This is a genomic window from Streptomyces sp. NBC_01241 (assembly GCF_041435435.1).
Lineage (GTDB): Bacteria > Actinomycetota > Actinomycetes > Streptomycetales > Streptomycetaceae > Streptomyces.
In genome coordinates this window covers 6,841,735-6,856,612 of record NZ_CP108494.1, presented here as the reverse complement: position 1 = coordinate 6,856,612, position 14,878 = coordinate 6,841,735, and the positions used below count along the sequence as shown (strand labels likewise).

Sequence of the window (14,878 nt, the reverse complement as noted above, 5' to 3'; positions counted from 1 at the left end):
CATTCACAAACTGGACACAGAAATTTCACCTGTGATCCGTGTAAAGACAGGACGCGACCATAGCAAGTTCAAAGGCAAACCAAAACTGGCAAAGGTTGTCCCAGGAACGACAGATGGATTTTTTGCGGCGATGTGTCCCTTTTTTGGTTACGCGGTGACCCACTGCGCGAAGGCCAGCCCGCTCACACCGGGCTCCTGACGTGCGACTCTCAGCCGGCCGTCGGTTCCCAGCAGCGCGATGACCGCCCGGCCGCCGCCGTCCACCGCCACGGCCGGGGGCACCAGCGAGGTCTCCCCCGCATCGAACCACCACACGCCGGTCTCCGGCCGGCCGTCCTCGTGGGCCCCCACGGCGCACGTTCCCGCGTGCCCCGATCTGGCCAGCACCGTACAGCCCCAGCCCTGGATCTCCACGCCGGGAACCGCGGCCAGCGGCCCGGATCCGTCCGCGCCTCCCAGACTGACCGGGCCCACCCCCGGGACCTCCACACAGACCTCGTTGGTACCGAAGTACCGGTAGCGGATCGTCCCCGCCTCCGGCGCCGCCGACAAGGTGCCGGGATAGGGGCTCACATGGGTCACGGGGTCCAGCGCCCAGTCCCCGCCGGGCGCCTCCTGGTGCCAGCGGACCACGGACGCCGAGTCCCTGGCCCTGGCCCAGACCTGGGCTCCGCCGGACCTTCCGGGCAGTGCGACCAGCTCGTCGGCGACGGCCGCGCCGCGCAGATGCTGCCAGCCGCTCCACCGCCCGTCCGGCGACTGCCGGCGGGTGCTGACCCCGTGACCGAAGTTACGCACGAAGACATGCAGGTTCCCCGCGGCGTCGAAGACCGCCACGGGGAAGCCGACCTCCCGCGCCTTGGACCGGTCGTTGGCATTCGGGTTGCCCACCGAGTGCCACGGGCCCATGGGGCGCCCGGTCTGGTACTGCGTCGCGTGCACCAGATCGACGTGCTCCTTGCCGTCCGCGCGCTTCCTGCGACGCAGACCGAGCAGGTGCGCGTACCCGTTGGCGTCCTGCACCACGGTGATGCCCGGAAGGAGATCGGGGCCCTCCAGCACCTCCGGCCCGCTCCACTCGTCGGCCCCCGGCGACCCCTCGGTCCAGCGGAGCACACCCGCCGCGGAGGGGAGATAGGCGGTGAGCCGGCCGTCCGCACCCCGGACGAGCCATCGGCCCGGCAGCGGATAACGCGTGCACGCCTGGGCACCGAGCCGCGGGTCCGTCCCGGCCCGATGACAGTTCACGAAGACCGGGAAGCCGCACTCCCGCTGGTACGTGCGGGCCGCGGCGACGGTGGCCCGCGCCACGCTGCCCCGCAGCGGTGGCTCGGCGATCACCGGCCGCTTGGCCTCCGCGTCGAACGAGACATGCGCGGGATCGGGATCGAGCGTCCGCACCGTCAGCGGGCGCAGCTCGTGCAACGCGTCGAGCACGAGCGCTGTGATCTTTCCCACCTCCGCGTCGATCACCCAGGGATCGCCCGCCACGCGGACGCCTCGCCGGCCGCAGTCCGCCGCGGCGCGGTCGAGCGCCGCGCGCTCGTCGGCCGTGCCCGGCTGGGCGCAGACGATGTCGACCACCGAGCCGTGGTCCTCCGTCGCCAGCAGTTCCAGGGCATCTCCGGGCGTCGCGACCACGATCGCCACACCTCCCCGGCCGTCGGCCGGCGCCGTTCCCGCACGGTCCGGCGCAGCCGTGCCACGCCCCCCTCGGCGGTCCCTTCTGCGTGCCATCCGCCCGTTGATCCCCTCTGAAGTGGAACCGGGGATTCAGACAACTCCCGGCTTCCTAGAAGATATGCACTCTCCCTTCCCGTCGGGAAATCTGTCTATAGTGCTCCAGCGTCCGCTCGATCAGCACGTGTGCGATCAGTTGGTGCCCGCCTGCGATTCTGTCGTCCGGGGAGTCCCGACGACGCGGTCGGCGGACCCGTACCATCCCCCTCCTCCGGCTCCGGCAGCCGATCGACAGGGAGGGGCCGACTCGCCTCAGTGGTTACCCCACTGACCCAGGGGCCCAGACGATGACGAGCTGTGTGTATGTCTGACGACTCCGATCTGCATTCCGCCCGCAAGCCCAGGAGCCGCAAGGCCGGGAAGGTGCGCACGCGCGGGCAGCGCATCAGGCGTGGCATCCTCTTCACCCTGCTCGCACTCGTGGTGGCCGGGGGCGGAACCGTCTACTGGCTGTACAGCCGGCTCGACGGGAACATCACGGGCGTCGACATCGACAAGGCGCTCGGCGACGACCGCCCCGAGAAGCTCCCCACCAGCGGCCAGAACCTCCTGGTCCTCGGTTCGGACTCGCGCGCCGGTGCGGAGAACAAAGAGCTGGGCGGCGGCGGCAACGTCAGCGGCGCGCGCTCCGACACCGCGATGGTGATCCACATACCCGAGGGCCGGACCAAGGCCGTCGCGGTGTCCATACCCCGCGACACCCTGGTGACCCGGCCCGAGTGCACCAAGGCCGACGGCTCGACACTTTCCTCCGCGAACCGGGTGATGTTCAACTCCGTCTACGCACTGGCCGGTCCGGCCTGCGTGGTCAAGACCGTGGAGAGCATGTCGGGGGTGCGCATCGACCACTACATGGAGATCAACTTCGCCGGGTTCAAGGAACTGGTCGATGCGATCGGCGGCGTCACCGTCGACGTACCGCAGGACATCCACGACAAGTCGTCCGGGCTGAACCTCACGGCCGGCCCGCACAAGCTCGACGGCACCGAGTCCCTCGCCTATGTCCGTACCCGGCACGGCATCGGTGACGGCAGTGACCTCGGCCGCATCGGGCTCCAGCAGCAGTTCATCCTGGCCCTGCTGAGCGAGGTGAAGTCCCAGAATCTGCTGGGCAATCCGGCGAACTCGTACAAGATCGCCAACTCGATCACCAAGTCGCTGACCACCGACTCCGGGCTCGCCTCGCTGACGTCCCTGGCGGAGTTCGGCCGGTCGATGAACGGCGTGGACCCGAGCACCATGGAAACGATCATGCTTCCCGTGGCGTACGACAAGCAGGACCCCAACCGGGTCGTGGCGGCGGAGCCGCAGGCCGGTGAGCTGTGGAAGGCGATCCGGAAGGACGTCACCATTCCCGAGTCCGCCAAGAAGTCGCCCGCCACCGGCGGTTGATGACCCGTTCCACCGACATGCGATGCGGCGATGCCCCGGGGTGAGAGCACCCCGGGGCATCGCCGCATCAGCCGTTCCGGGCCGCTCTCAGCGGCGCGCCTCGGGGTGGTACAGGCACCAGCCCTCCCAGGCCGCCGCGACCATCTCGCGCACGTCGTGCCGAGCCGTCCAGCCCAGTTCCTCCCGCATATGGGCGGCCGAGGCCACGACCCGGGCCGGGTCACCCGGGCGCCGGGCGGACACGGTCGGTTCCGCCGCCGGTCCGTATCCCGTGACCTCGCCGATCAGCGAGATCATCTCGCGCACCGAAACCCCCTCACCCAGGCCGATGTTGACCGTCAGGTCGGTCCCGTCACCGCGCTCGCCCAGGGCGCGCGCCACGGTGACGTGGGCGGAGGCCAGGTCCTCGACGTGGATGAAGTCGCGGACGCAGGTACCGTCCGACGTCGCGTAGTCGTCACCGAAGATCACCGGAGCACGGCCCTCGGTGAGCTTCTCGAACACCATCGGGATCAGGTTGAAGACGCCCGTGTCGGCGAGCTGCGGTCCGGCCGCGCCCGCGACGTTGAAGTAACGGAGCGAAGCGGTCGCCATGCCGTGGGCGGCGCCCGCCGCACGCACCATCCACTCACCGACGAGTTTGGTCTCGCCGTACGGATTGATCGGAGCGCACGGAGTGTCCTCGCTGACCAGGTCGACGTCGGGGAGGCCATACACGGCGGCGGACGAGGAGAAGAGGAAGCGGCGCGCGCCGGCCGCCGTGACGGCTTCGAGGAGGTTCTGCAGCCCGTGCACGTTCTCCCGGTAGTAGTGGAGCGGGCGGGCCACGGACTCGGCGACCTGCTTCTTCGCGGCGAGGTGGACGACTCCGTCGATGCCGAACTCCGCGAGGGTCCGGTCCAGGGCGTCACGGTCGAGCGTCGAACCCTTGACGAAGGGCACGCCCTCGGGTACCCGGTTCGGGTCACCCGTGGACAAGTCGTCGTACACGACGACCTGTTCGCCCACGTCGAGCATCGCCCTTACGACGTGGGCCCCGATGAAACCCGCACCACCCGTGATCAGCCAAGTCATACGGTCATAGTATCCGCGAGACAGTGCATGCCGGACGCGCCGCTACTACCGGGCATCGCCACGCGCCAGCCTGCTGTGGCTGCGCCCGTACGCGAAGTAGATGATCACGCCGATGATCATCCAGATGGCAAACCGCAGCCAGGTCTCGGCCGGCAGATTGAGCATCAGCCACACCGAGGCGGCCACCGACAGGATCGGGACCAGCGGCACCCACGGGGTGCGGAACGCGCGGTGCAGATCGGGGCGGGTGCGGCGCAGCACCAGGACGCCGAGGGCGACGACGACGAACGCGAAGAGCGTGCCGATGTTCACCAGCGTCGCCAGTTCGTTGATGCTCGTGAACCCGGCGACGATCGCGATGATCACGCCGAGCAGGATGGTCGGGCGGTACGGGGTGCGGTAGCGCGGGTGCGTCACGGAGAAGAACCGCGGGAGTAGTCCGTCGCGGCTCATCGCGAAGAACACCCGGGTCTGTCCGAGCAGCAGGATCAGACAGACCGTGGTGAGACCGATCGCGGCGCCGAAGCTGATGAAACCGGCGTAGACGGGATGGCCGATGGCCTTGAAGGCATCGGCCAGCGGGGCTTCGACGGACAGTTCGGTGTAGTGCTGCATGCCCGTGACCACCAGCGAAACGCCGACATAGAGCAGGGTGCAGATGAACAGCGAGGCGAGGATGCCACGTGGCATGTCACGTTGCGGAACCTTCGTCTCCTCGGCGGCGGTGGCCACCACGTCGAAGCCGATGAAGGCGAAGAAGACGACGGAGGCGGCGGTGAAGATGCCCATGACGCCGAAGTTCGTGGGCGCGTAACCGAACATCAGCTGGACCAGCGGCGCGGTCAGTCCGGAACCGGAGGGCTGTGGCCGGGCCTCGGGGATGAAGGGCGAGTAGTTGGCGGCCTTGATGAAGAACAGTCCGGCAATGATCACGATCAGCACGACGGCGACCTTGATGGCGACGACCACCGTCGTGATCCGGGCCGAGAGCTTCATGCCGAGCACCAGGACAACGGTCAGGACGAGCACCAGCACGAAGGCCAGGATGTCGAACCCGAATCCTTTCGCCACATCGGTTCCGGAGAGCACGTCGGGCATGGTCCAGCCGAAGTTGTCCAGCAGCGAGCGGACGTAGCCGGACCAGCCGACCGCCACCACCGCTGTGCCCAGCGCGAATTCCAGCACCAGGTCCCAGCCGATGATCCAGGCGACGAGTTCACCGAGCGAGGCGTAGGAGAAGGTGTACGCGGAACCGGCGACGGGAACGGTCGAGGCGAACTCGGCGTAGCAGAGCGCGGCCAGGGCGCAGACGACGGCCGCGGCGACGAAGGCGAGCGCGGTAGCGGGGCCGGCGGTCTCCTTGGCGACCTTCCCGGTGAGCACGAAGATGCCGGTGCCGATGATGACGCCCACTCCGAAGACCGTGAGGTCGAGCGCGGAGAGGGACTTCTTGAGCGCGTGCTCCGGCTCCTCGGTATCGCGGATGGACTGTTCGACCGTCTTGGTCCGGAACAGTCCGTCGCTGCTGGGTGGTGTGTCCTGCTGGGCAGTCACCGGCGTACCTCCACGCACTCGTCGTGTACGCCATGATTGGGACCGTGCCTGCCACGGAGGGCTCCGGACCGGACGATTTCACACGAATGGGCCGGTCGGACCACCCGTACAGGGTGCTCCGACCGGCCCATCGGCCGTATCGCGGTTCGCTCGTACGGCCCCGTGGCACCGCGGTCCGGAGGCCGCTCGTGCGGGGGGCGCGGCTCAGTCGCGGACGGGCTCCACGGCGACGGAGATGTCGTCCGCGCCCGTCTCGTAGCGGCCGCCCAGCCTGGCGACCAGGCCGGTGACCTGGCGGGCGATGTCCGGGGCGGTCAGCCCGATCTCGGCCATGACCTCCTTGCGGGAGGCGTGGTCGAGGAAGCGCGGCGGGATACCGAAGTCGCGCAGCGGTACGTCGACCCCGGCGTCGCGCAGCGCCTGGGCGACGGCGGAGCCGACGCCGCCGGCCCTGCTGTTGTCCTCGACGGTGACGACGGCCCGGTGCCGCTCGGCCAGCGGGGCCATGGCCTCGTCGACCGGCTTGACCCAGCGCGGGTCGACGACCGTCGTCGTGATGCCCTGGGCGTCCAGCAGATCGGCGATCTCCAGGCACATCGGGGCGAGCGCTCCGACGGAGACGAGCAGGACGTCCGGCCGGGTGGTGCCGGGCTCGCGCAGGACGTCCATGCCGCCGACCCGGCCGACGGCCTTGACCGCCGGGCCGACCGCGCCCTTGGAGAACCGGACCACGGTCGGCGCGTCGTCGACCTCGACGGCCTCGCGCAGCTGGGCGCGGACCTGGTCGGCGTCGCGCGGGGCGGCGATCCGGAGCGTGGGCACGCACTGCAGGATCGACATGTCCCACATGCCGTTGTGCGAGGCGCCGTCGGTGCCGGTGACGCCGGCCCGGTCCAGGACGAAGGTCACACCGCACTTGTGCAGCGCGACATCCATCAGGACCTGGTCGAAGGCGCGGTTGAGGAAGGTGGCGTACACCGCGAAGACGGGGTGCAGTCCGCCGGTGGCGAGGCCGGCCGCGGAGACCGCGCCGTGCTGCTCGGCGATGCCGACGTCGTAGATCCGGTCCGGGAACGCCTTCTCGAACTTGGTCAGGCCGACCGGCTGGAGCATGGCCGCGGTGATCGCGACGATGTCCTTGCGCTCCTTGCCGAGCTTGACCATCTCCTCGCCGAAGACGGAGGTCCAGTCGAGGCCCGAGGTGGCGATGGGGAGGCCGGTGTCGGGGTGGATCTTGCCGACGGCGTGGAAGCGGTCGGCCTCGTCGAGCAGGGCCGGGGTGTAGCCGCGGCCCTTCTCGGTGAGGCAGTGCACGATGACCGGCCCGCCGAAGCGCTTGGCGCGCTGGAGCGCGGACTCCAGGGCCTCGATGTCGTGGCCGTCGATCGGGCCGACGTACTTCAGGCCGAGGTCCTCGAACATGCCCTGCGGGGCGATGAAGTCCTTCAGCCCCTTCTTGGCGCCGTGCAGCGTCTCGTACAGCGGCTTCCCGACGACGGGGGTGCGCTCCAGGATGTCCTTGCCGCGGGCCAGGAAGCGCTCGTAGCCGTCGGTGGTGCGCAGCGTGGCGAGGTGGTTGGCGAGGCCGCCGATGGTCGGGGCGTAGGAGCGCTCGTTGTCGTTGACGACGATGACGAGCGGGCGGTCCTTGGCGGCGGCGATGTTGTTCAGCGCCTCCCAGGCCATACCGCCGGTGAGCGCGCCGTCACCGATGACCGCCACGACGTGGTCGTCCTTGCCCAGCACCTCGTTGGCCTTGGCGAGGCCGTCGGCCCAGCCGAGCACGGTGGAGGCGTGCGAATTCTCGATGATGTCGTGCTCGGACTCCGCGCGGGAGGGGTAGCCGGAGAGGCCGCCCTTGCTCTTGAGCTTCGAGAAGTCCTGGCGACCGGTGAGGAGCTTGTGCACATAGCTCTGGTGACCGGTGTCGAACAGCACCTTGTCCTTCGGCGAGTCGAAGACCCGGTGCAGGGCGATGGTCAGCTCGACCACGCCCAGGTTGGGGCCGAGGTGTCCGCCGGTCTTCGAAACGGCGTCGACGAGGAAGGTCCGGATCTCTTCGGCGAGCTGGTCCAGCTGCTCGGGAGTCAGCCGGTCCAGGTCGCGCGGTCCACCGATGCGGGTCAGCAGAGCCACCCGTTCCTCCTTGCGTTGAGCTGATCGAGCATGCCGATCCGATGAGTCTAGTGTTCCGCCCGTCGCGGCAGGCATCGGGCAGGGGTGTACTGCCCCGCCCCTGTCCGCAGCCGACCGTGCCCGGCGCCCCGATCGGGGCGCCGGGCACCGGTTGGAACGGCCGCGATGTCAGGCGCGACCTGCGGTCTTCTGGGTACGGCGGGAGACCGAGTCGATGACCACGGCGGCCAGCAGAACCGCGCCGGTGATCATGTACTGAATGGCGTTGGCCATACCGATCATGTTCAGGCCCTGCTGGATCGACTGGATCACGATCATGCCGAGCAGCGCGGACCAGACCTTGCCCCGGCCTCCGAAGAGGCTGGTGCCACCGATGACGGCGGCGGCGATGACCAGCATCAGTGTGTTGCCGCCGCCGACGCTCTTCGTGGCGCCGCCGGAGAGGCTGGCGATGAAGAGGCCGCCGAAGGCGCCCAGCGTGCCGGACAGGGCGAAGACGGTGATCCGGACCCGGTCGACGTTGATACCGGCACGGCGCGCGGCCTCCGGGTTGCCGCCGACCGCGAAGACCTGACGGCCGAAGCTCGTGCGCCGGGCGACGAAGTCCGCGACGATCAGGACGGCGAGGAAGAGCACCAGGGCGAGCGGCAGGCCACGGGCGCCCGCGGGCTCGTTCAGGACGTACGCGACGACGAAGCACAGGATCGCGACGACCGCGGTGCGCAGCACGACCTCGCCGGTCGGGCGGGCGGGCAGCCCCGCCGCCTTACGGCGCCTGCTGTCCACCAGGAGCGAGGCCCCGTACGCGAGGACGGCGACCAGGGCGAGTCCGTAGCCGGCGGCCTTGTCCTCGAAGAAGTAGTTGGTCAGGTTCTCGACGGCACTGCCGGACGGCGTGTTGATCGACCCTTCCCCGCCCATCATCCAGTCCTGCAGACCGCTCCAGCCGAGGAAGCCCGCCAGGGTGACGACGAACGCCGGTACGCCGATCTTGGCGAAGAAGAAGCCGTGCAGCGCGCCGAGGGCCATTCCGGAGAGAACGGCGACGAGGATCGCGAGCCACTCGTTCCAGCCGTTGTTGACGTTGAGCACGGCCCAGACGGCCGCGCCGACCCCCGCGACGGAGCCGACCGAGAGGTCGATCTCGCCGAGCAGCAGCACGAACACGATGCCGACCGCCATGATGCCGATGCCGGAACTGTAGACGGCGATGTTGGCGACGGAGCTCGCGGAGAGGAAATTGCTGTTCTGGAACTGGAAGACGACCGCGATGACGATCAGGCCGACGAAGACGGGAAGCGAGCCGAGCTCACCGCCGCGCACCTTGCGGGTGAACTCCGACCAGTAGCCCTTGAAGCCCTCCTCGCGGACGAGCAGACGCGGGTCGACGGCGGGTACGGGGGCTGCCGACTGCTCGGCGGCCGGTGGTTGCGGGGCGGGCTTCTCGGTGGAGGTCCCGGGGGTCTTGGCGAGGTCGCTCACTTCGCTTCCTCCTTCGTGGCCGAGCGTGCTTGGCGACGCGTGACGGCGTTGTCCGTGGCGCCGGTGATCGCGGCGATGATCTCTTCGTGGGAGGTGCCCGCCACATCGAAGACACCGTTGTTGCGGCCCAGGCGGAGCACCGCCACGCGGTCCGCGACGGCGCGCACGTCGGCCATGTTGTGGCTGATGAGGATGACGCCGTGGCCCCGCTCGCGCAGCCGCTCGACCAGGTCGAGGACCTGGGCGGTCTGCTCGACGCCGAGTGCCGCGGTCGGTTCGTCCAGGATGACGATCTTGGGGTCACCGATCAACGCGCGTGCGATGGCCACGACTTGACGCTGACCGCCCGAGAGCGCGGCGACCGGGATGCGGACGCTGGGGATCCGGATGGAGAGGGTGTCCAGCAATTCCTTGGCGCGCTTCTCCATCGCGATCTCGTCGAGGACGGAGACCTTGCGCAGTTCGCTGCCGAGGAAGAGGTTGGCGACGACATCGAGGTTGTCGCAGAGCGCCAAGTCCTGGTAGACGGTGGCGATTCCGAGATCCTGGGCGTTGTTCGGCCGGTTGATCCGGACCGCCTCGCCCTCCCACTCGATGACACCTTCATCGATCGGGTGGACACCCGAAATGGTCTTGACGAGCGTCGACTTGCCGGCACCGTTGTCGCCGACCAGGGCGACGACCTCGCCGGGGTGAATCTCCAGGTCCACATCGGTGAGCGCCTGGACGGCGCCGAACCGCTTGGAGATTCCGCGCAACGCCAGCACGGGCGTAGCGGACACGTGAATCATCTCCTTCGCCGCCTGACCGGCGGGGATGGTGGTGCTGAGCACAGGGGCGTGCGAGAGAAGTCCGGCGCCCGCCCCCGCCTGCGGGGCGTTGACGGAGCGGGCGCCGGACCGGCGAGGAGGACCGGAGGCCCGGCCCGAGGGCGCTACTTGATACCGGCTGCTTCGCAAGCCGCCTTGTACTCCGGCGTGCAGATCTCCGAGGCCTTGTAGACCTTGTCGGCGATGATCGTGTCGGCGACGTTCTCCTTGGTCACGACCTGCGCGTCGTACAGCTTGGCCGGGATGCCCTTGATCGCGCCGGAGACGCTGTCGACCTTGGTCGGGGTCAGGTCGTCGAACTTCTCGCCCTTGAGGAGCCTGACCGCGATCTCGGCGGTGGTCTCCGCCTCGGGCTTGATCTGCTTGTAGATCGTGAAGGCCTGGTCGCCCTTGAGGATGCGCTGCAGCCCGGCGAGCTCGGAGTCCTGACCGCCGACCGGGACCTTGATGGCCTGCTTGTTCAGGGCCGTGATGATGCCGCCGGCCATGCCGTCGTTGGCGGAGTAGACGCCCTGGAAGCCGTCCTTGCCCAGGGAGTCGATGGCCGCGCCCATCTTCTTGTTGGCCTCCTCGGGCGACCAGTCAGGGATGTCCTGCTCGTAGACGACCTTCTTGACCTGGGTGTCCAGGACGCTGTGGGCACCCTTCTTGAAGAACGGGGCGTTCGGGTCGAGCGGCGAGCCGTTGATCATGACAACGTTGCTCTCCTTGGCCTTGGCGCCGAGCGCCTTGACCATGGCCTCCCCCTGAAGGCGGCCGATCTTCTCGTTGTCGTACGACACGTACGCGGAGACCGGGCCCTCGGCGAGGCGGTCGTACGCGACGACCTTGACGCCCTTCTTGGCCGCCTGCTCCACCCAGGACTTGGTGGCCTCGTAGTTGACGGAGTCCACGATGATGACCTTCACACCCTGGGTGATGAGCGAGTCGAACTGCTTCTTCTGGGTATCGCTCTCCCCCGCGGCGTTGCTGTACTTGACCTTGCAGTCGCCGCACAGCTGCGTGATCTTCGCCTCGATGATGGGGCGGTCGAAGGTCTCGTAACGAGTGGTCTTGTTCTCCGGCAGCAGCAGGCCGATGACCTTGCTGTCGCCGCCGCCACCCTTGTTGTCGTCGCCCGCCTTGCCGCAGGCGGCGAGGGAGACGGTCATGGAAACAGCGGCCGTGCCGATGACAATGCGTCGCATCGTTGCGTTCATGTGGGGTTGCCTCCCTGACGAGGCCGCGACGGTGCGGCCGAGGTGGCAGGAAGTCAACTCGGCTGTGACGTCAGCGTCAAGGAGTAAATCCTTAACGAGATGACAACGGTGCCATTCGTCATCTAAGTGAAGGCTGGGCGGCTGACGGCAGGGTACTTTCCAAAAGGGTTGAATCCCCCATCTCGCTCAGCACCAGGGCCAGCGCACCCAGCACTTCGGCCCGGCCGCCGAGCGCCCCCGGCAGCACCGAGAGCTGCCGGGCGGCGCTGGGAATGGCGTAGCGGGAGACCGAGTCGCGGATCGGTGCGAGCACCAGCTCGCCGGCCTCGGCGAGCGAGCCGCCGAGCACCACCCGGCTGGGGTTGAGCAGATTGCAGAGGTTGGCCACCCCGCTGCCGATGTGGCGCCCGACGTCCCCGATCACCCGTCGGCAGCCCGGATCGCCCTCGCGGGCCAGCTGGACCACCCGCTCCATGGTGAGATCGGGCCCGTGACCGGGCTGGAGCAGCGGCAGGACGTAGCGCGCGGCGGTGAACGTCTCCAGGCATCCGCGGTTGCCGCAGCGGCAGACCGGGCCCGATTCGTCGAGCGTGATGTGCCCGATCTCGCCGGCCGTGCCGCCCGGCCCCCGGTAGATGTGCCCGTCGATCACCAGACCGGCGCCGACACCGCTGGCGACCTTGATGTACGCGAGGTCCTTGACCCCGCGCCCGCTCCCCCAGACCAGCTCGCCGAGCGCGCCGAGGTTGGCGTCGTTGTCGACGTACACCGGCACGCCGAGCCGGCCCGCGAGCTCCTCGCTGGGGTTGATGCCCGTCCAGCCCGGCAGGATCGACGTGGAGCCCAGGGTGCCGGACTCGACGTCGATCGGGCCGGGAACACCGAGGCCCACCCCGATCACCTTGTCCGGGCTGATCCCGGTCGCCTCGATGAGCCGTTTGACCAGGCGTTCCGCCCGTCCGAACCCCTCCGCGGCCGAGGCGTCGACATCCATCGGCTCGGACTCCTCGGCGAGCACCTGGTGGGCGAGGTTGCCGATCGCCACCCGCAGATGCGTATGACCGAAGTCGACGCCGATCACAATGCCGGCGTCACCGCTGAGCGAGACGCTGCGGGCCCGCCGGCCGCCCGCCGAGGTGGGGGTCACCTCGACCGTGCCGCCGTCCTTCAGTTCGCGAACGATGTTGGAGACGGTGGCCGCTGACAGGCCGGTGCTCCGTGCGATCTCCGCCTGGGTGAGCGAGCCCGCCATGCGTACCGCGCGCACCACCCGCTCAAGGTTGGCGCGATGCAGAGATGTCTGCGAACCCGGAGTCTCCATCGACTCTCTCACTCCTACCGATTTCTCCAACATGTGAACTCTAAGCTGAGCGTTTTGAGGTACTCCCCGTCAAGACCTTGAGCATGCGAAGCCTCGGATGAGCACCGCGCCCGCGCCCGGGGCACCCGTCCCGCACACACGAACCGCCCGCCGGCGCATGGCCGACGGGCGGTTCGTGTGTGTACGGACGGTACGAGTGCTACTTCACCGCACCCGCGGTGAGCCCGGCGACGACCTGGCGCTGGAAGATGATGTAGGCCGCAAGGACCGGCAGCATCGCCATCACCAGACCGGCGAAGAGACCGGACCAGTCACCCTTGTACCCCTGGCTGTTGGCCAGTTCGACCAGGCCCTGGGAGAGCACCCGGTGGTTCGGATCGGTGTTGAGCACCGTCGGCAGCATGTACTGGTTCCACTGCCCGAGGAAGTTGAAGATACCGACGCTGATCAGGCCGGGCTTCGCCATCGGCAGCATCACCTGGAAGAAGGTCCGGGTGTGCGAGGCCCCGTCGATCATCGCCGCTTCCGCCACCGAGCTCGGCAGTGACCGGAAGAACGAGGTGAGGAAGAAGACGGTGAACGGCAGCGAATACGCGATGTAGACCATGATCAGTCCGTGCCGCGTGTTCAGCAGGCCCATGTTGTTCATGACGAAGAACAGCGGGACCAGCGCCAGGATGATCGGGAAACTCATCCCGCCGATGAACAGGTAGTAGAGGAAGCGATTGCCCGGGAAGTCGAACCGCGCCAGTACGTACGCCGCCATCGACCCGAGCAGCAGGGTTCCGACGAGCGAGCAGCCCACCACCACGACGGTGTTGAAGAAGTAGTCGCTCATGTGCGCCTGGCTCCAGGCGCGCGACCAGTTCTCGAAGTGCAGCTTGTCGGGCAGCGACCACGGCGTCGACAGGATCGAGTCGTCCGTCTTGAAGGACGCCATCACCGCCCAGAGCAGCGGCAGGACGACCAGGATCGCCCAGATGATCAGCACACCGTGCGAGAAGACATTGAGGACCTGGCCCTCGCCGCTCTTCTCCTTGACGGCGGGCGCGGACGCCTTGGCCACGGGTGCCGGGTCGGCCGCCGGTGCCGCGGGTGGGGTGTCAGTCGTCTTCACGTGTACTCACCTCGTACTGTCGAGCCGGACACGGAGGCCGACCTGTGGTGCCTGCTGGGGGTCCGGGGGCCGTCCCCCGTGAATCGCAGCATCAGAACTCCAGCCGCTCGCGCCGGCCCAGTCGCATCACGACGGCGGCGAAGGCCATGGTGACGATGAGCAGTCCGACACCGATCGTTGTCGCGTATCCGGCCTGCCCGTCGCGGAAGGCCGTCTGGTACACGTACAGCGGAAGGACCGTGGTCGAGTAGTCGGGACCACCGGGGCCCACGGTCATGACCTGTACGGCGGTGAACGCCTCCACGCCGAGGGCCAGGATTCCCATGTAGACCCAGCCCGACTGCACCGTGTCCCACAGCAGCGGAAGCGTGATCCGGAAGAACGTGGTGAAGCGGTTGGCGCCGTCGAGGAGCGCCGCCTCGTAGAAGTCCTTCGGGATGGACGCCATGCCGGCCGAGAAGAGGACGACGAAGAATCCGACCGTCGACCAGACCAGCACCGACATGACGCAGACCAGCGCGAGACTCGGATCGCCCAGCCAGTCCGGCTGGATGGAGCCCAGGCCGATTCCCTTCAGTGTCGAATTCAGCATCCCGCTGACGGGGTTGAAAGCGAACTGGAAGAGCAGGGCGACGATGACGATCGAGAGCACCTGCGGGAAGAAATAGGCGATCTTGTAGAAGGAGGAGCCCCGCACGCCGGAGACCGCGGCGTTCTTGCGCCGTCGGCCTCCGACATTGAGCATGAAGGCGAAGAACAGCGCCAGGCCCAGCGTCACCAGCGGCAGCAGCAGCACGAGCAACACGCTGTGCTGCAACGACTTCCAGAAGACGTCGTCCTTCAGCATCTTCGTGTAGTTGTCGAACCCGACCATCTTGAAGTCCGGGCTCAGGCCGGTCCAGTCCGTGAACGAGTAGTAGATGGACTGGATGAACGGCCAAATGACGAAGACCGCGTACAACGCCAGTGGGACTACCAAGAACCCCACGATGAAACGGTACTTGCCGTGCTGCATCGTTTACCGACCCCGATC

11 protein-coding genes are annotated in these 14,878 nt (G+C 68.2%); 1 reads left to right on the top strand and 10 read right to left on the bottom strand.

Annotated elements, in window-relative coordinates; translation table 11 throughout:
• Nucleotides 1-147: 147 nt before the first annotated feature.
• A complete protein-coding gene (locus OG306_RS30895; protein ID WP_266905088.1) occupies nt 148-1,641 on the bottom strand; it encodes a hypothetical protein in 1,494 nt (497 codons plus the stop codon).
• Nucleotides 1,642-2,043: 402 nt separating this feature from the next.
• On the opposite strand from OG306_RS30895, the gene OG306_RS30890 reads away from it, so the two are divergent.
• The gene (locus tag OG306_RS30890) at nt 2,044-3,132 is read left to right on the top strand and encodes an LCP family protein (RefSeq protein ID WP_371665905.1); all 1,089 of its coding nucleotides are present in this window, start codon (nt 2,044-2,046) and stop codon (nt 3,130-3,132) included.
• A gap of 87 nt (nt 3,133-3,219) precedes the next feature.
• Here the strand turns inward: OG306_RS30890 and galE are convergent, their stop codons facing one another.
• From galE to OG306_RS30845, 9 genes are all read right to left on the bottom strand, one after another.
• Complete coding sequence (gene galE / locus OG306_RS30885; RefSeq protein ID WP_266749365.1) at nt 3,220-4,206, bottom strand: UDP-glucose 4-epimerase GalE; 987 nt, start codon at nt 4,204-4,206, stop codon at nt 3,220-3,222.
• Between the two features lie 45 nt (nt 4,207-4,251).
• The gene (locus tag OG306_RS30880) at nt 4,252-5,760 is read right to left on the bottom strand and encodes an amino acid permease (RefSeq protein ID WP_266749364.1); all 1,509 of its coding nucleotides are present in this window, start codon (nt 5,758-5,760) and stop codon (nt 4,252-4,254) included.
• A gap of 204 nt (nt 5,761-5,964) precedes the next feature.
• The gene (gene dxs, locus OG306_RS30875) at nt 5,965-7,896 is read right to left on the bottom strand and encodes a 1-deoxy-D-xylulose-5-phosphate synthase (protein WP_327258627.1); all 1,932 of its coding nucleotides are present in this window, start codon (nt 7,894-7,896) and stop codon (nt 5,965-5,967) included.
• A gap of 168 nt (nt 7,897-8,064) precedes the next feature.
• A complete protein-coding gene (locus OG306_RS30870) occupies nt 8,065-9,378 on the bottom strand; it encodes a sugar ABC transporter permease (RefSeq protein WP_266749360.1) in 1,314 nt (437 codons plus the stop codon).
• Entirely contained in the window at nt 9,375-10,169 is a 795-nt protein-coding gene (locus OG306_RS30865; protein ID WP_371665904.1) for an ATP-binding cassette domain-containing protein, read from the bottom strand. The genes OG306_RS30870 and OG306_RS30865 overlap by 4 nt, the downstream gene beginning before the upstream one ends.
• Before the next feature lie 143 nt (nt 10,170-10,312).
• Nucleotides 10,313-11,407: a sugar ABC transporter substrate-binding protein gene (locus OG306_RS30860; protein WP_371665903.1), complete on the bottom strand. Its 1,095-nt coding sequence runs from the start codon at nt 11,405-11,407 to the stop codon at nt 10,313-10,315.
• A 118-nt stretch (nt 11,408-11,525) separates the two neighbouring features.
• Nucleotides 11,526-12,728, bottom strand: coding sequence for an ROK family transcriptional regulator (locus OG306_RS30855; protein ID WP_266749356.1), 1,203 nt, complete (start codon nt 12,726-12,728; stop codon nt 11,526-11,528).
• A gap of 199 nt (nt 12,729-12,927) precedes the next feature.
• Nucleotides 12,928-13,845, bottom strand: a complete 918-nt coding sequence (locus tag OG306_RS30850; RefSeq protein ID WP_266749354.1) for a carbohydrate ABC transporter permease — start codon at nt 13,843-13,845, stop codon at nt 12,928-12,930.
• 91 nt (nt 13,846-13,936) lie between these two features.
• Entirely contained in the window at nt 13,937-14,860 is a 924-nt protein-coding gene (locus OG306_RS30845) for a carbohydrate ABC transporter permease (RefSeq protein ID WP_266749353.1), read from the bottom strand.
• Between the last annotated feature and the right edge of the window lie 18 nt (nt 14,861-14,878).

Excerpts from the sequence above, each read along its gene's own strand:
- OG306_RS30890 (WP_371665905.1), top strand. The coding sequence starts at position 2,044 with ATGTCTGACGACTCCGATCTGCATTCCGCCCGCAAGCCCAGGAGCCGC.
- galE (WP_266749365.1), bottom strand. The coding sequence starts at position 4,206 with ATGACTTGGCTGATCACGGGTGGTGCGGGTTTCATCGGGGCCCACGTC.
- OG306_RS30865 (WP_371665904.1), bottom strand. The coding sequence starts at position 10,169 with ATGATTCACGTGTCCGCTACGCCCGTGCTGGCGTTGCGCGGAATCTCC.
- OG306_RS30860 (WP_371665903.1), bottom strand. The coding sequence starts at position 11,407 with ATGAACGCAACGATGCGACGCATTGTCATCGGCACGGCCGCTGTTTCC.
- OG306_RS30855 (WP_266749356.1), bottom strand. The coding sequence starts at position 12,728 with ATGGAGACTCCGGGTTCGCAGACATCTCTGCATCGCGCCAACCTTGAG.
- OG306_RS30845 (WP_266749353.1), bottom strand. The coding sequence starts at position 14,860 with ATGCAGCACGGCAAGTACCGTTTCATCGTGGGGTTCTTGGTAGTCCCA.